General features: G+C 67.6%; 15 protein-coding genes. 8 read left to right on the forward strand and 7 right to left on the reverse strand.

All coding sequences use genetic code 11. From position 1 onward, the window contains the following. Positions 1 to 2: 2 nt before the first annotated feature. The 3 genes from EGD98_RS10915 to EGD98_RS10925 are packed head-to-tail and all read right to left on the reverse strand — an operon-like array spanning position 3 to position 1,444. Positions 3 to 545 (reverse strand): poly(R)-hydroxyalkanoic acid synthase subunit PhaE, encoded by a 543-nt coding sequence (locus EGD98_RS10915; protein ID WP_220588404.1) that lies wholly within the window; start codon positions 543 to 545, stop codon positions 3 to 5. 43 nt (positions 546 to 588) lie between these two features. Further along, on the reverse strand, positions 589 to 1,140 hold the full coding sequence (locus tag EGD98_RS10920; protein ID WP_220588405.1) for a hypothetical protein: 552 nt from the start codon (positions 1,138 to 1,140) through the stop codon (positions 589 to 591). A gap of 7 nt (positions 1,141 to 1,147) precedes the next feature. Next, a complete protein-coding gene (locus EGD98_RS10925) occupies positions 1,148 to 1,444 on the reverse strand; it encodes an AbrB/MazE/SpoVT family DNA-binding domain-containing protein (RefSeq protein ID WP_220588406.1) in 297 nt (98 codons plus the stop codon). 299 nt (positions 1,445 to 1,743) lie between these two features. Between EGD98_RS10925 and EGD98_RS10930 the strand changes: the two genes are divergently transcribed. Then, complete coding sequence (locus tag EGD98_RS10930; RefSeq protein WP_220589401.1) at positions 1,744 to 2,292, forward strand: MaoC family dehydratase; 549 nt, start codon at positions 1,744 to 1,746, stop codon at positions 2,290 to 2,292. Positions 2,293 to 2,307: 15 nt separating this feature from the next. Here EGD98_RS10930 and EGD98_RS10935 read toward each other — a convergent pair whose 3' ends face one another. The 4 genes from EGD98_RS10935 to EGD98_RS10950 form a co-directional block, all read right to left on the reverse strand. Further along, positions 2,308 to 3,159, reverse strand: coding sequence for an alpha/beta fold hydrolase (locus EGD98_RS10935; RefSeq protein ID WP_220588407.1), 852 nt, complete (start codon positions 3,157 to 3,159; stop codon positions 2,308 to 2,310). Positions 3,160 to 3,293: 134 nt separating this feature from the next. Continuing rightward, on the reverse strand, positions 3,294 to 4,616 hold the full coding sequence (locus EGD98_RS10940; RefSeq protein ID WP_220588408.1) for an oxidoreductase: 1,323 nt from the start codon (positions 4,614 to 4,616) through the stop codon (positions 3,294 to 3,296). 207 nt (positions 4,617 to 4,823) lie between these two features. Next, positions 4,824 to 5,414, reverse strand: coding sequence for a KEOPS complex subunit Cgi121 (gene cgi121, locus EGD98_RS10945; protein ID WP_220588409.1), 591 nt, complete (start codon positions 5,412 to 5,414; stop codon positions 4,824 to 4,826). Further along, the gene (locus EGD98_RS10950; protein WP_220588410.1) at positions 5,414 to 7,837 is read right to left on the reverse strand and encodes an ATP-dependent DNA helicase; all 2,424 of its coding nucleotides are present in this window, start codon (positions 7,835 to 7,837) and stop codon (positions 5,414 to 5,416) included. Before EGD98_RS10950 ends, cgi121 begins: the two co-directional genes overlap by 1 nt. 95 nt (positions 7,838 to 7,932) lie before the next feature. On the opposite strand from EGD98_RS10950, the gene EGD98_RS10955 reads away from it, so the two are divergent. The 7 genes from EGD98_RS10955 (at position 7,933) to EGD98_RS10985 (ending at position 16,641) form a co-directional block, all read left to right on the forward strand. Further along, positions 7,933 to 9,972 (forward strand): tetratricopeptide repeat protein, encoded by a 2,040-nt coding sequence (locus EGD98_RS10955; RefSeq protein ID WP_220588411.1) that lies wholly within the window; start codon positions 7,933 to 7,935, stop codon positions 9,970 to 9,972. 81 nt (positions 9,973 to 10,053) lie between these two features. Beyond that, positions 10,054 to 11,295 (forward strand): response regulator, encoded by a 1,242-nt coding sequence (locus EGD98_RS10960; RefSeq protein WP_220588412.1) that lies wholly within the window; start codon positions 10,054 to 10,056, stop codon positions 11,293 to 11,295. 200 nt (positions 11,296 to 11,495) lie between these two features. Then, on the forward strand, positions 11,496 to 11,741 hold the full coding sequence (locus EGD98_RS10965) for a ferredoxin (protein ID WP_220588413.1): 246 nt from the start codon (positions 11,496 to 11,498) through the stop codon (positions 11,739 to 11,741). A 97-nt stretch (positions 11,742 to 11,838) separates the two neighbouring features. Next, on the forward strand, positions 11,839 to 12,936 hold the full coding sequence (locus EGD98_RS10970) for an outer membrane protein assembly factor BamB family protein (protein WP_220588414.1): 1,098 nt from the start codon (positions 11,839 to 11,841) through the stop codon (positions 12,934 to 12,936). 47 nt (positions 12,937 to 12,983) lie between these two features. Beyond that, positions 12,984 to 14,462: an MATE family efflux transporter gene (locus tag EGD98_RS10975; protein WP_220588415.1), complete on the forward strand. Its 1,479-nt coding sequence runs from the start codon at positions 12,984 to 12,986 to the stop codon at positions 14,460 to 14,462. A 433-nt stretch (positions 14,463 to 14,895) separates the two neighbouring features. Next, a complete protein-coding gene (locus tag EGD98_RS10980; protein WP_220588416.1) occupies positions 14,896 to 15,444 on the forward strand; it encodes a KH domain-containing protein in 549 nt (182 codons plus the stop codon). A gap of 201 nt (positions 15,445 to 15,645) precedes the next feature. Beyond that, positions 15,646 to 16,641: an ATP-binding protein gene (locus tag EGD98_RS10985; RefSeq protein ID WP_220589402.1), complete on the forward strand. Its 996-nt coding sequence runs from the start codon at positions 15,646 to 15,648 to the stop codon at positions 16,639 to 16,641. Positions 16,642 to 16,730 lie beyond the last annotated feature (89 nt).

A 16,730-nucleotide genomic window follows, 5' to 3' on the forward strand; every position in this document is an offset into this window, starting at 1 on the left:
TGTTACTCCAGCTTCTCGAGGATGCGGTCGAGCTTCTCTTCGACCGCGTGCTGACGGCGCTCCAGTTCGACGAGTCGCTCGGCGACCTCGTCCATGTTCTCCTGGGTCGGGAACCCCATCTGGGCGATGGCGTCCTGGCTCATCTCCTCGGCCTCCTGTTGCATCTCCATCATCGACTCGACGAGCTGGCCGTTGGCGGCCGCGAAGGCCGACGTGCCCATCACCTGCTTGAACGCTTCGTTGGCGGACTTGAGCCAGATGTCACGGAACTCGGCGGGGTCGACGTCTTCGCCCTGGGCGGCGGCTGTCGAGCGCTCGACCATCTGTTCGGCGGCGTCGACCCACTCTTCGTAGGCTCGGTTGTACCCCTGGAACCCCTCAGAGAGTTCGTCCTCCTTGGGAATCGAGTCCTCGACTGCGTCGGCCCACGACTCGACGAAGGCGGCCTGGGCCTTCATGTTCTGCTCCATGGAGTCGGCGACCGCCGTGTTCATCTCCTCGACCATCTCCGTCCACTCGTCTTGCATCTGGTTTGTATCGCTCATTGGTGTACTATCGTCCTGTGACGCACAAAAAACGGCTGGTTAGTTACGCCTCGACAGCTTCGGCGGCCTGGGCCTGCACTTCTTCGACCTGCGACTGGATCTCCTCGACCTGCTCCTGAACCTCTTCGAGCTGGTCACCGAACTGCTCGGCGACCTCGACGGACTGGGACTCCAGTTCCTCGTGGGCCTCGACGAGCATGCCGACCTGCTCGTCGACGGCGGCGACGTAGTCCTCGGTCATCTCGTCGTAGGCCTCGACGCCCTCGAGCATCTCGCTCTCGACGTTGTCGAAGACTTCGGCGTGGTTCTCGAGCAGGAAGTCGTACTGCTCGTCGACGGTGGCGCGGAGCTCGTCGACGGTGCCGGCCATGCCGGGGACGGTGGCCTCGACGGCGTCGAGGTAGCTGTGGAAGGCGGTCTTCGAGAGCTCGACACTGCGGCGCTGGGCCGACTCCTGCGTGTCGAGGCTGTCGATGAGCGCCTCGTTGACGTTCTGCTGGAAGCTGACGGTCTGCTCCAGGGCCTTCTGGCTCTGCTCGATCGTTGCGCGCTGCATCTCGAAAGCGGTCGTGACGGGGGTGGTGTAGTCTACCATTGGTGTATTACTCCGTGTTGTTTGTGACCGGGAGGACGACTGTCTGGACGATGTCGCCTTCCTCGATGCCGAGCGCCTCTCGCTCCGCATCGGGGATGCTGATTCGTCCGCCGCTCTGGACGCGGGTCTTGAACGTCGCCATCTGGCTCATCGCACCCAGCTGATTCATATCGAAGCTGGGCATCCCGCCGCTCGCGAACAACTGTTTCATCATCTGTTGCTGCTGTTCCATCGCGTTCTCGCTCGCCTGCTGCATCCCCTTGAACATCGGGGGCCACATCAGACCATCGTCCTCATCGGCCATCGGTACCTCCCACTACACCAGTCAACCACTTAAAACTTCCCGTCCTATACCATCTGATGCCATTGAGTGGTATTGAGTGGTATGGAGGCGAGAGCGGCGCCGAACGCTCCGCTCGCCCTCGCTGCGTGCGTTAACTAAAATCAATATTGCCGTTGACGGGGGATAGAAGCCGTCTCCTGCCTATCGAGTGGAATTTAACACCAAGGTTTAATAGCCCGACCCCTAAACACGATTTATCAATGAGTTCTGAATCATTGCGCAACCCGCTGCTCGACACGTGGACCGAGACATCTTCTCACATGTTCAACAGCGTCGTCGCTGCCAACCGGGCGGCATTTGCGGCCTTCGGCGTCAACCCCGACGACGAGCTCCCGGCGCCCGCAGAACGCATCGAGCCCGACGAGGACCTCCCGGAGTGGCACGTAACCATCTCGGAGGACCACCCCGGCGAGATGGGCGTCGGCGACCGCATCGAGTTCACCAAGACCATCTCCGAGAACGACGTCAGGCAGTTCGCCGCTGCCAGCGGTGACACGAACCCGCTGCACCTGGACGACGAGTTCGCCGAGCAGACCCGCTTCCGTGGCCGCATCGCCCACGGCACGCTCGTCGGCAGCCTCATCAGCGCCGCGCTCGCGCGCCTGCCCGGACTGACCATCTATCTCTCCCAGGACCTGGAGTTCCACAACCCCGTCCGCATCGGGGACCGCCTCACAGCGGAGTGTGAGATCGTCGAGGACCTGGGCGACGAACAGTACCGCCTCACCACCCGGGTCAAGGAAGACGACACGGTCGTCATCGACGGCGAGGCCGTGGTCCTCATCGACGAGCTGCCCGAGGACAGCTAGCGCTTCCGATTCGCCTCACTCCGACGCACAGAACGACCGCACCGCGCTGTTGAACCACTCCGGACGTTCCCGGGGCGGGTTGTGACCGCAGTTTTTCACCAGTTTCAGTTCGCTCTCGGCCAGTTTCGTCGCCGCCTGCTGGGACCATGTCGGCGGAAAGAGAGGGTCTTCGCTCCCGTGGATCAACAGCGTCGGCACCGACAGCTCGTCCAGTCTGTCGGCGTAGTTGGTCCGGAAGCCGCGCTGGCGGAACTCGCTGCGCTGCCAGCGCCGCATCGCCCGCACGGTCTGGCGGTCGACGACACTGTCGACGTCGTCGACGAGCTCCTGTGGGGGTTCGGTCGCGCCCATGCTCCGCAGCCCGGTCCTGATGGCCGGTTTCGACGTGCTCACGCCCTGCCAGACCATGTTCCCCAGCAACGGTGTCTGAAACATCCCGCTCGCGGCCGTTCGCCAGTAGGCGTCCCCGCCCAGCCCGTAGCTGTTGACCAGCACCAGCCGCTCGACGCTGCCCCCATCGAGTGCGTGGCCAAGCGCCAGCGCCCCGCCCATCGAGAGGCCCGCAATCGCGGGCTCGTCCACGTCAACGGCGTCAAGAAACGCCTCCACGGCCTCGAGGTAAAACTCGGTCGTGTACGCGCGGTCCGGTTTGTCGCTCTCGCCGTGGCCCGGCAGGTCCGGCGCGTAGACGGTCCGCTCCTCGGCCAGCGCGGGGAGCGCGTGGCGCCACGACACCGTCGCGGCGTCCAGCCCGATACCGTGCAAGAACACAAGTGGCGGCCCGCTACCACCGGTTTTGTAGTGGAGGCCCACGTCGTCACCGTCGATGGATAGCTCGACGCGTTCGGACGCAATCTGGGGAGTCATTGGCTGGAGTCGGGGCGCACGTCAGATGAGGCTTTCTCCACACTGGCTAGCACGTGGTACCGACGCGGCCCCGTTCAGCGAGAATTCAGGGCGATTCTGCTACCGGTCCATGTCCCACTGCCCGTGCGCTCGACTCACTCGCCGTCGGAAGAATTTCTTTCGTAGGCACCATTCTGTTCGAGGCGCCCTTTCGCCCGGACGACCGACGGCGTCCGACAGCGGCCGGGCTCGCCAGTCACCTGCGGAATCGTGCAGTTGTTACAGCTTGCACAGAGGGCGTCCTCGCCGGTCAGCAGCCTGGCACCGAGTCGGGGTTCGGCGTAGAAGGGCCGGGCCATCCCGACCATGTCTGCCGCCGGTTCCCCGTCCCCCGAATCCCCGCCCAGACACCGGTCACAGTCGGCCCGCGTCCGCAGGCCGCCTTCCAGCAACACCGGCACGTCAACCCGGTCACGGACTCGCCGACAGAAGGCGGCGTTCCAGCCGGGCTCGCGGTCGAACCGGCGGGCCTGCAGTCGGTTGAGAAGCGCCACCGCCCGCGCTCGCCAGCGGCCCCCGAACGCCGCCGCGTAGCCGTCCTGCAACTCCGTGGCAGCCCACGCCCGGTCGGGATACGCCCCGCGGACGATGCTCATGTCCCAGAACGTCGAGACTTCGACCGGGACCACGGCGTCGTAGCCGATACCGACCAGTCGTTCAGCCAAGTCGACGGCCTCGGCCATCGAAATATTCCTTCGAACGAAACTGGGCGCGACGGTCTCGGCTGGCACCTTGGTCACCAGCGGCACGTCGCCCGCGTGCTCGCGGACGGCGTCGTGGATGGCTTCGAGAAACCGAACCCCGTCGGCGAACTCGTCGTCTCGACGGTTGTAGAACGGCGACAGGAACTGCTGGACGAGGCTCATGTTCGCCGCCGAGAGGTGGATACCGTCGTAGCCGGCGTCGACGGCGTAGCCCGCCGAGCGGCCGAACTGCTCGGCGAGCTCCCGTACTTCTGCCGTCGAGAGCACACGGGGCCGCAGCGAAATTAGCCCCAGTCGGTCCAGCGCCCGAAGCTGCCACGGCGGCTGGGAGACGGCCAGCTGTCGCTCGTCGGGATTGTGCGCCCGGTAGCCGGCGTGCCACGTCGCCATGCTTCGGAGGCCGCCGTGGGCGAGCTGGAGGAATATCTTGCCTTCGTGTGCATGAATCGCGTCGGTGAGCTGTTCGAGCCGGGCGACGAAGTCGGGGTCGTGGACACGGGTCATGTTCGGCGCGGCACAGCCCCCCTCGGGCGTGACGATGCTCGCACCCTGGAAGACGAGGCCGACGCCGCTCTCGGCCGTGGGTTCCAGCTCGGAGATGAGGGTCTCGACCGCATCCTCGCCGTTGCCGGCACACTCCAGCACCGGCGCGCGATAGAGGCGGTTCGGCAGCCGGCAGCCGCCGATATCGAGCGGGTCGGTGAGCTCGGTCACGTGTTCCCGGCTGGGCGCCACCCGTCGCTGTGCTGTCTGACCATGTGTGTCACTGGCACGGCGTGGACAAAACGGCGTCGCTCGATTCCTGGCTACCGCTCTGCGGGTCACTCCGTTCCCCGTTACACATCGAGGTGCGTGCTACGCACGCCCCTCGCTTCGTTCCCCGCTTCGCCTTCGAGAGTCTTCGACAAGCTCAGACTCTCGCTATTTTTCTACGACGAGCAGCGCCACCCGCTCGCGGATGGCGTCGGCCAGCGCCCCCTCGGTCGCGGCCAGTTCGGTGTCGGTCACGTCGAAGAAGTCCCTGACGCGCTCCTCGTCGTAGTTGCCGAGCGTCTCGGCGGGGGTGAGTCGCTCGCGGAGGTCGGCCGCGGCGGCCGCTTCGTCGCTCGCGGTTCCACCGCTCGCGCTGACCGAGGCCCCCTCGCCCTCGCCGCGCACGGCTCCAGCGTCGCCGTTCACGTGGTCCGAGGTCGCCTGCTGGGCGACCTCACCGACCACGACCGCGACAATCGGACACTCGCCCTCGCACACGCCCATCGCCAGCGCCCGATTTATCTGGCGGCGACCGGCGGCGTACAGCAGTATCTCGACGCCGAAATCCTCGGCGATGGTATCACCGCGTTCCCGGGCGCGAGCGGCGAGGTCGACGGCCCGTACCAGATGCTCGCGGTCGACCACGTAGCGGGCGTCGAAGGCCTGTATCGTCACGCCGTGAGTCTCCCCGATGGCGTCCAGTTCGGCGACGAACGCGCCCACGTCGTCGATGTCGGCGTGTCCCTCGACGACGTCCATCAGAAGTCCCCCAGGCTGGACTGGTCTTCACCGATCTCGCTGTCCTCGTCCTCCTCGCTGTCCCGAGGCGACTCCTCGCTCACCTCGACGTCGGGGTCGGGCTCGACACCGTCCATCGAGGGGTCCCGGTGGCCGGCGTTCTCCAGGACGTTCTCGGCGGTCTTCCGGCGCCCACGCAGGGCGGCCAGCACGACCGGTTTCGCCGCGTCGCGGAGTTGTGCGCGGTCGCCGATGCCGGCCTCGAACAGGCGGCGGGCGCGTTTCCGACCGACACCTCGCACCCCGGCGAGGTCGACCAGCTCCTCCCGGACCCCGTGTTCGACGCGGATGCGGGCCTCGCTGATGGCGCGGGCGGCGTCCGAATCCACCTCGCCGGCCAGGGACTCGGCGGCCCCGAGCAGCCACTGGGCCGTCTCGACCTTCCCGCGGACGTCGCCCGGGCCGACGCCGTAGCGCTCGGTGATGGTCTCCTCGTCGACCTCGCTGGCCCAGTCTTCGAGCAGCCGGGCGGTCTTGAGCGCGGAGAGCCAGTCCTCGAAGCGCTCGTCCTCGAACTCCGAGGGCGTGGGGCCAAGAAGTTCGTCCTCGCGCTCGTACAGTTCCATCTCGTACTCCTCACGGTCGCCCGACCGGAGGTAGAGCTGGTACATGTCGGGGGTGCGCGAGACGAGGTGGTAGAGCCCCAGCGCCGAGATGTCGTCGGGGTCGACGTCGGCGCTCGCTTCGGCCTCCTCGGCCAGTTCGCTCGCCGTGCTGAACGCGCCGTCGGCGGTCGCGTCCTCGGGCCCGTCGGGTTCGTCGCCCGTGTCGGGCTCCCCCGCGTGACGCGCCCAGTACTCCAGCCCGTCGACGATTTCGGCGGCGCTCATCGGGTCCAGGTAGAGCCGCGAGACGGTGTGGCCGAGCGACGTCGCATCCAGCTCACCCCCGTCCACTTCTAGGAAGCCGTTCCGCTCCAGATACGTCAGTACGTCGTCGACGACACGTTCGAGCCGGCCGCTCTCGTCGGTCTGGCTGGCATAGAGGGTCTGTTCGAGGAACTCCAGCAGGCCAGTCCGCGAGCGGGCAAAGCCCGAGGAGACGGTCGCCAGAATGTGGGTCCGCAGGGCCGGTTCGGCTGCGAGTTTCGAGCGCACGGGTTCGGGGTCGGCCCAGACGTACCGCTCGAACAGCTCGTCCAGTTCGTCGTGGCTGCTGGCCACCAGCACCGCTTCGCCGTATGGGTCCAGCCCGGGGCGGCCGGCCCGCCCCATCATCTGATGTACCTCCAGCACGGAGAGCGGGGCCATCCCGCCCGCCGACCCGTCGTAGCGGCGCCAGTCCCGGACGACCACGCGGCGCGATGGCGTGTTGACGCCGGCCGCGAGCGTCGGGGTGGCACAGACCACCTTCACCAGCCGGTCCTGGAACGCCTGCTCGACGAGTTCCCGATGCCCGCGAGCCAGTCCCGCGTGGTGGAAGGCGGCACCGTCTTCGACGGCGTCGGCCAGGTCGTCGCTGGTCTCCGTGTCGCTCACGTCCCGGATTTCGGCGGCGATACCTTCGAGCTGGGCCTGCTCGTCGGCGCTGAGGTGCGGTCGGACGGTACTCCCCAGCCGCCCGGCGGCGGCCTCGGCGTTGCGACGGGAGTTGACGAACACGAGCGTCGAGCCGCCCTCCTCCGTGACCTCGCCGTCCTCGTCGTGGTCGTCCTGCAGCGTGTCCCGGACGATGGCGGCCGTAGGCTTCTCGTTGTTCTGTACGGCGAGGCGGTGCTGGCTCCCGTCTTCCAGATGGAGGGCCTGCCCGTAGTGGACCCCCTTCTGGAGTTCGATAGGCCGCCAGTCCGAGTCGACGAGTTCGGCGTCGAGCCAGTCGGCGAGTTCGCCGGCGTTGCCGATGGTTGCCGACAGCGCCACCGTCTGCAGGTCGGGGTTGAGCCGCCGGAGTTTGGCCAGCGTCACTTCCAGGGTCGGGCCGCGCTGGCCGTCGTCGACCAGGTGCACCTCGTCGCTGACGACGCAGGTCAGGTCCTCCAGCCACGGGGCGTCGTTTCGCACGAGCGAGTCGACCTTCTCGCTGGTGGCGACGACGATGTCCTTGTCGCCCAGCCAGCCGCCGTCGGACTCGTAGTTGCCCGTCGAAACGCCTACCGAGAGCCCGTACTGCTCGAACTGTTCGAATTCGGCTTGCTTCTCGCTGGCCAGCGCTCTGAGGGGCACGATGTAGAGGGCCTTGCCACCGCGAGCGACGGCCGACAGCATCGCCAGTTCGGCCACGAGGGTCTTCCCGCTCGCCGTGGGGATGGCCGCGACGATGTTCTGCCCCTCGGTCACACCCGCCTCGACGGCCTCGCCCTGTGGGGGGTACAGCTGCTCGATGCCGTCCTCGCGTAAGTGGTCGGGGAGCCAGTCGGGCACGCCCGGCAGGTCCGCAACGTCCATTACCGCGTCGTTCGACCGGCCACGGATTTAAACGTTCGTTCGCGGCCGTGTCGGGGCAAAGAATACACCTGTGGCTGGACGAAACAAACTAGTAAATGACGGACACGCTGCTGGCGATAACAGCACGGGTGGCCGGAACCTGGGACACGGATGGGGTGACCGTCACCGTCGACGAGCCGGCAGCCGAGACGCTCACCTTCGGTCGTCTGCACGGCGTCTTCGAGTCGCAGCTGGACGCTGCCGAGGCGCTGTCACTGTCCTCGGCGGAGCTATCCGGGGTGCTCGCGAACGCCGGCAGGCCAGCGACCGACATCCAAGATGTCGTCAGGAAAGCCCACGCGGCCGTGACCGACGCTGCGCCGGAGGCCGAGCCACTGGCCCGGCGGGCCGCGGTCATCCGGGCGCTCGGGGCGGTCTGTGAGACGATGGCCCGGACGGCCGACGACGCGTTTCTCGAAGAGGTGGCGACGCTGACCCACACCGACCCCCTCGACCCGGCGGGGTTCCGGGAGTCGGCCGCGTTTCTGGCCGCCTGCCTCGACGCCGCCGTCACCGAGCCGGGGCTGTCGCTCCCACACGAGCGTGACACCTCACAGCGGTTCCACGGAGCGTACCACGCCGACCGCGGCGACGACGAACGCGCCCGCGAGGCGTTCGAGGACGCTATCGAGGAACTCGGTTCCGACCCGCTCGCACACCTCTGGTACGCCCGGTTCCACGACCGCCGCGGTTCGCCGGGACTCGCGCAAGCCTACTTCGAGTCGGGGTTCGAACTGCACGCAGAGGGGTTCGGCTTCTCGACACTCGACCCGCTGGTCCCCGCGCTCGTTCGGTTCGTCGAGCTGCTGGACGCGGCCGGCGAGGACGCCGCCGCAGTCCGCTGGTGTGAGTACGCGCTGGACCGCACGGACGCCGTCTCGGCGCACACGGCGGCGCTCGACCGACTGGCGACGCGCGTCGAGACGGGGACGCTCCCGCCGGCCAGTGACGACGACGGGCCGTTCGACGCACCCGATGCGGCACCGCCCACCGTCGACGCGGACGACTGGGCTGGGTTGTTCGAGCGGCGGGTAGTGGCGGCGCTCGAACGTGACGCCGGCGACGTCACCGACTCCGACGAACTCGCCGCGGTGGGTGACCAGTACCGAACAGTCGGGCTCCGTGCGATGGCCCGGGCGTACTACGAGCGCGCGCTGGAGCTGGCGCCCGACCACGCCGGCGCCCACTTCGGCCTGGGAATGCTGGCCTACAGGGCCGACGACCCCGACGAGGCGACGGCGCTGGACCGCTTCGAGCGGGCCATCGACGCCGCGCCCTCGTCGGTACAGTACCGGCGCCGCTACGCCGCTGCGCTCGCCTACTTCGGGGACAGCGAGGCCGCACAGCGGGCCTTCGGGGCCGCACTGGCGCCGGCGCCCCGGGACGCGTTGACGAACTGCTGGCTCGGAAACTACTGCGCCGACTGGGGCGCAGACGCGGCCGCTCGCCGACATCTGGAAACAGGTCTGCCCGCCGCCGCCGACAGACCCGACGAGTTCGGGCGCGGCTGGCTCCTCGACTGTACCGCCACGCTGGTCGACATCTGTGAACGCGACGGCGACACCGACGCGGTCCGGGAGTGGTGTCGCCGCGGTCTCGACCTGTGTGACAGCGACTCGTTGCCGATCACCGACGCCCAGGAGAGCATCGAGGAGACGCTCGACCGGTACGCCGACTCGGTCCCGACGGCGGGGAACCGCCGCGACGGGTCGAAGTACGACCACTACTGGCTGCTCAGCGTCACCGGACGGGACGCGAACGTCATCGTCAGCGTCGACGGCGACGAGCTGAACGCTACCACGAACGGAGCGTCCTTCTCGATGAGTCTGCCGCTGAACGACGCCGTCGGCGAGCCGCCCTACGACATCGAGGTGACGGTGTTGCGGGCCGAAGTCGAGGACGCCGACGGGACGCGTACACTGAGCGGGCCGGACGAGGCCAGTGTCGACGTTCGCCTCAAACGCTACGCCGCCGGTGAGATAGCGAGCACTCACGCCGCCGACGTCGATGCTTCGGCGTCCTACGAGAGCGGCGAGGAGCTGCCGGCGACGGTCCGGCTCGAGTTCGACCCCGAGCGCTGCGACGGACCGGCGTAACCACTGCCCGGTCCGCGTCGGCGAGTGGCGGCACCACTGTATGCCCGAATCGTTTTTATGTTTGCTTGGTCTCCCGGAGATATGGATACCACCGCCGGCGATACGGATTCGTCGTCGGGTTCGACCCGCGTCCTCCTCGTCGACGACCAGGCCGACCTCGCGGAGGTCACCGGGCTCCACCTCGAGAACCGGCGCGAGGACTTCGACGTGACACTGGCCAGCGACGGCGAGACAGCACTCGCCGCCCTCGCGGAGACGGCCGTCGACTGTGTCGTCAGCGACTACGAGATGCCCGAGATGGACGGACTGGAGTTGCTGCGTGCGGTCAAAGACCGCGAACCGTCGCTCCCCTTCATCCTCTATACCGGCCGCGGGAGCGAGGAGATAGCCAGCGAGGCCATCAGCGCCGGCGTCACCGACTACCTCCAGAAGCGGACGACCAGCGACCAGTACGACGTGCTGGCAAACCGCATCGAGAACGCCGTCGCCCGCCGGCGCTCAGAGCTGGCCCGCGAGGAGTCGGAAGGGCGCTACCGAACGCTGGTCGAGGCCTCGCCCCACGCCATCCTCGTCCACTACGGCGAAGAGATCGTCTACGTCAACGACACCATGGTCCGGATGTTCGGCTTCGAGAGCCACTCACAGGCCCACGGCACCGAGGCCATGTCGTACGTCCACCCGGACGACCGCGACGCCGTCCGTGAGCGGATGCATCGGGTGCTCGACGGCCGCGAGGAGTCCGACTGGATCGCCTGGCGACTCCTGCGGGACGACGGCCAGATACGCGAGGTCGAGAGCCGCGGGACGCCAGTGGTCTACGACGGCCAGAACGCCGTCCAGGTCGTCGTTCGGGACCTGACCGAGCAACGTCGCCGCGAGCGCCAGCTCGCCGCGCTCAACGGCGCCATCCGCGAGCTCGCCGCGGCGGACACCCGGCCCGCCGTCGCCGAGACGGCCGTCGATAGCGTGGTCACGCTGCTTTCGGACCCGACGGTCGCCGTCTTCGAGGACGTCGCGGGGTCCCTGCTCGAACTCGCCGCGGCGGGGGTCGACGACGGTGTCGACTTCTCATCCGACGGCCGGGGACTCCCCGCGGACAGCGTCGAGGTGGCCGCCTACCGGGCCGGCTCCGCCCGGACCGTCGAGTCCTACGACGTCGACGCGGACCGGCTCATCGACGGCGTCGCGTCGGTGTTCCTGTTTCCACTTGGCGACTACGGGCTCCTGTGGGTCGGTTCAGCGGGGTTCGCCTCGGCGGACCGCGACGCCCTGGAGATTCTGGGTCGCTCGGTCGTGGCCGCCTTCGACCGGCTTGCCGATTGAGGAACCACGCGGCTGTCCTGCCGGGAGTTAGCGACGCACAGTTGCCGGGAGTTAGCGACGCACAGTCGCGGCTGTATTGCCTCGGATTGACGGTGTCCCGCCGCGGCTGTATTGCCTCGGATTGACGGTGTCCCGCCGCGGCTGTATTGCCGCGGCGATACGGGGACAACGCCTTTGACTATCACTACCGAAACCCGTGTATGAAAATCGAATACGACCGGGACACCTGCATCGGGATGTTCCAGTGTGTCGCGGAGTGGGACGGGTTCGAACGCGACGAGGACGCCGGCAAGGCAGTCCTCGTCGACGGTGAGGAGACCGACGAGGACATCTTCGTCCAGGAGGTGCCCGAGGACGCCGAGTTCGACGCGAAATTCGCCGCCCGGGTCTGTCCGGTCGACGCCATCGCGGTGTACGACGACGACGGCGAGCAACTGATTCCATAGGGCTACGCGCCGTCGGCTCGCCGGTTACAGCCGGCGGTCTGTGACACACTCACACACGCTCACAAAGGCTTTGCTGGTCCTGTCTGAACGCTGTCGTATGACCAGGGGTAGTGGCGGCACCGAGCAGTGGCGCTTCGAGACTGGCGACTGGGTGAAGTCGTCGCCGACAGTCGTGGACGGGACGGTGTACGTCGGTAGCTACGACGACTGCGTCTACGCGCTTTCCGCGAGCGACGGGACCGAGCAGTGGCGCGTCGAGACGGGCGACTCGGTCCGGTCGTCGCCGGCCGTCGCCGACGGAACAGTGTACGTCGGGAGTCAGGACGGGTACGTCTACGCGCTTTCCGCGAGCGACGGGACCGAGCAGTGGCGCTTCGAGACGGGCGGCCAGGTCGTCTCGTCCCCGACTGTGGCCGACGGGACGGTATACGTCGGGAGTCAGGACGGGAACGTCTACGCGCTCGATGTGACTGACGGGGCCGAGCGGTGGCGTTTCGAGGCGAGCCACGACGTCACGGCGTCGCCGGCGGTCGTCGACGGGACGGTGTACGTCGGGAGTCAGGACATGGTCGGCGACCCGGCGAACTCTCTCGTGGATTTCTACGCGCTCGACGCGGCCGACGGCCACCAGCGCTGGAGTCACGGGACCCGATTCACCAGCCCGGGCTCGGCGACAGTCGCGGACGACACCGTACTTGTCGCGACGGACAGCGGCATCCTGTACGGGCTGGCTGTCGGGGACGGCGCGGTGCGCTGGCCGGTCCGTGCGACCGACTCGGCGGAACCGACGGTCGTCAGGGGCCAGTCGATACCGGCCGTCGCCGACGACACCGTCTTCGTCGCCGCCGGCTCGGAACTGCACGCGCTCTCGCTGTCGGCGCTGGGAACGGACCGCTCGGCGCTCAGATGGCGCTACGAGGCCGACCTGACCATCTCCTCGTCGGCTACGGTCGCCGGCGACGCCGTCTTCGTCGGGAGTTCGGATGGGCGGGTCTACGGCCTCGACGCCGCCGACGGCACGGAGCGATGGCGGTTCCGGACCGACGACATGGTGTACTCGGCGCCGACGGTGGTCGACGGGACGCTGTACGTCGGGAGCACGGATGGCCGCGTCTACGCGCTGGGCGCGGGTGTCCTGGGGTCGAGCCGCGACACGCGGGTCCGCCAGCGGATACTCGGTCACCACGACCGGTGACCGCTCCATCGAAACCCACTCGGTCCTCACGCCCGCAGTACGCGTAGATGGACCGCCGTTCGCTCGGCTCGCTCCTGAGCCGACTCGTCCGCGCCGTCCCGGCGCTGCTTTCCCGTGCCGGCTTCGTCGACCGGCAGAAGGCCACGGAGGCGACAGACCTGGCCGCACCGGTGATGGTCACCGGCGGCCTGCGCATCCTGCTGCGGCTCGCGGACTTCCTGATGGTCGGTATCGCGCTCGGTGACGCGGCCATCGCCGGCCTGGAACTGGGCTTTCAGTACTACTTCGTCGGCTTCGGGCTCTCGCTTGCGATATCCTCGGGGACCATCAGCGTCGTCTCGCGGCTCCAGGGGGGCGACCGGCCCGACCGGGCGGACCTGGCGGTCAAGCAGTCGCTGTGGCTGGCGCTCCTACTCTCGGCGCCGCTGACGCTGGTCTCGTGGCTCTACCCCGAGGCCCTCGTGGGCGTGCTCTCGAGTGACCCGACGACGATAGAGTACGGGGCGACCTACCTCTCTATCGTGATGCTGTCGATGGCCCCGCGGTTCTGGAGCATGGTCGCCTCGCGGGCGCTGGCCGGCAGCGCGGACACCCGCACACCCATGTACGTCCGCCTGCTGACCCTGCCGACGAACGTCGCGCTCAATGGGCTCCTCATCTTCGGGGTCGGCCCGTTTCCGGAACTCGGTATCGCCGGCGCGGCCTGGGGCACCGCCATCGCCAACACGCTCGCGGCGGCCATCTTCCTCGGCCTGCTGGCCTCGAGTCGCTACGCGGTCCAGTTGCCCCTTCGGGGACCCCAGTTCGACCTCGGCCTGCTCCGTGAAATCGTTCGGGTGGCCCTGCCGCTGACGGGGATGCGCCTCCTCCAGACGTTCGCCCGCTTTCCCTTCCTGTTCATCCTTGGCGTGCTCGGGACGCCGACGCTCGCGGCCTACGCCATCGGCCGCCGCGTGATGTTGCTCGCGCTCATGCCCGCGTGGGGGTACGCCACGGCCGCGTCGACGCTCGTCGGGCAGCAGCTGGGCTCCGGCGACGAGGAGTCGGCCAGCGACTACGGCTGGCAGACGCTCAGAGTGGCCCTCGCCGTTCAGCTCGCCGTCGCCGCCGTCCTCGTCGCCTTCGCCCGCCCCATCGTCTCGCTGTTCGGTACGGCGTACCCCGCCCTTGCCGCCCAGTTCGTCCGCGTCTTTGGCCTGCTCGTCGCTGGCTTCTCCGTCTCCCGGACGATGCGGGGGAGCTTGCGTGGCGCCGGCGACACCCGCTGGCCGCTCTACGGCACGATACTTGGGGGCTACTGCTTCCGGCTGCCGGTCGCGATGCTCGCGCTCCCGGCGTCGTTCGTCGTCACCGTGCCGCTGGTGGGGCTTTCCGTCTCGCCAGGTCTGGGGCTCGGGCTGCCCGCCATCTTCGTCGCCCTCGTCGGGGACTTCTACCTGAAGGCGGCGGTGAACACGGGTCGCTTCTGGACCGGAAAGTGGCGTGCTGTTGCGAGGGAATCGGCCGTTGGGACGGGTGACGATTAGAATTATTCTGCTTCGTATCTCCTCGCAGTTTCATCGCTGACGGCAGTTCCCAACAGCCAGAAAGCCCCCGGAGGCTCAGGGGCTGCGACTCGCTGCGCTCCTCGGCCTTCGGCCTGCGGTGCTTACGTCGTCTCGCTCCCTGAGCCTCCGGCCCCTTTCAGTCCCACCCCGTGGACCAGCCGACCGGGCGGGACTGAAAGGGGCCGGTCGCTCGACGTACGAGACGACGCAAGCACTGCACTGAGCGAACGGAGTGAGCGAAGGAAGCGCACAGCGAGTCGCAGTAGTCGAGCGACCGGGGGCTTTCTGGCTGTACTGAACCCGGTTCACCCTGACTACGATGTCCGTCACACCCATACAGACACTCACAAACAATACCGTACCTAGCGCCGAAGTCTTAAACAGGCAGAACCCCGTAAGCGCAACTATACTTATGAAACACGTGAAGATACCGCAGGACCGGATCGGTGTGCTGATCGGCGAGGGCGGTGAGACGATGCGCGAGATAGAGGAGCGTGCGGAAGTGCGTCTCGACATCGATTCCGAGGACGGCTCCGTCAAGATAGACTCCGTCGGCGACCCCGTGACCGGGCTGAAGGGGCCGGACATCGTGAAGGCCATCGGCCGCGGGTTCAAGCCAGAGGACGCCCTGGCGCTGCTGGACGACGACATGATGATGTTCGAGATGATCGACATCGAGGCGGCCGCCCGGAACAAGAACGACCTCCGCCGGCAGAAGGGGCGACTCATCGGCGAGGGCGGCCGGACTCGCGAGCTGATGCAGGAGCTGACCGGCGCCGCCGTCGTCATCTACGGCTCGACGCTTGGCATCATCGGCGGGCCCGAACAGGTCGATGCGGTGCGGGAGGCCGCCGAGATGCTACTCGACGGGGCGCCCCACGGCTCGGTCTACTCCTTCCTCGAACGCAAGCACAACGAGATGAAACACAAGGGTCTGGAGTACCACCAGTTCACCGGCTGAGTCAGTAGCGACCGCCGGATATCGCGGCCGAGAGCGTGGCCGAACTGACAGTGTACCGTCTCGTCGGCGTTTTTTCATGCTCTGGGCGTAACATATAACCCTGCGAGCGGTCAATAACTCCGGAGGACAACCGTGCCGGACAACATCGACGGCCAGGGCGGGACCACCGAGACGGAGAGTGGCCAGACCGTCACCGAGGTCATGAACCAGCTCGAAGAGCTCCGTGCCGAGGACGAGGGCCGGTCGGCGTCGACGGACGAAGGCATCCTGCTCGACCAGCTCGAAGAGGTCGAGAGCCGGCTGCTGGCCTTCGGCGAGGGGCTGGGCGGGAACCCCGACGACGTGACCGACCTGCCCTTCACCGAGGAGGCGGGGCTCGACCATATGCCCGAGCCGCTCTATGTCCGTCACGACACGGAGATGCTGAACCAGGTGACGTCGTGGCTGTTGCAGGACCAGCACATCGGTCTCGTGAGCCCCTACGGGACCGGGAAATCCGCCTTCCGGGAGATCGTCCTGCGCGACCTCGACAAGCACGACGACTTCGTCGTCACGCATCTGGACAACCCCCGGGAGACGACGGCTCGGTCGCTGTACCAGACGATACTGGAGGCGGCCTACGCGGCGGGCTACTCGGTCAATCCGGGCCGGTACTCGCAGGTCCGGAACGGCATCCCGTGGGCGACGGTGGAGGCGAAAGAGGCGGTCCACGAGATAGTCGGGCGCGTACGAGAAGACGGGAAGACCCTGTTGTTGGTCGTCGACGAGATAGAGGTGCTCACCGCCGACCTGCTGTCGCCGCTGCAGGTGGCCGGCGACGCCGGCGTCCGGCTGTTCCTGACCGGCACCCCCGAAGGCAAGCGCCGCGTCGCCGAGATTCGGGGGACGCTGGACTCGCGGCTTCGCTACTACGAACACATCGACCCCTTCTCGCCCGACGACATCGCCGAGTACATCGCCCGCTCGCTGGCGTACTTCCGCGACGAGGCCTACAACGGCCAGGCGCCGGACCTCTTTACCCGCGAGGCCATCGAGGACATCCACGAACGGACCGAGGGCAACCCCCGCGAGGTCCGCATCGAGTGTCGCGAACTCTTCACGCGAGCGGCCTTTGTCTGGTACCGCACCGGCCAGGACATCGACCGGATTCAGGTCACCCCCGAACTTCGCCACCGCCGCTTCGGGATGGGCTACTAGTTTTCGCCCGTCGAAGTCGGTTCTGACGGCGTCTCGGAGGTCTATATAAAGGGGCCACGACAACACATCTCACACCATCTAGCGGGGCC

It is taken from the genome of Haloarcula salinisoli (assembly GCF_019599405.1).
Taxonomy (GTDB): domain Archaea; phylum Halobacteriota; class Halobacteria; order Halobacteriales; family Haloarculaceae; genus Haloarcula; species Haloarcula salinisoli.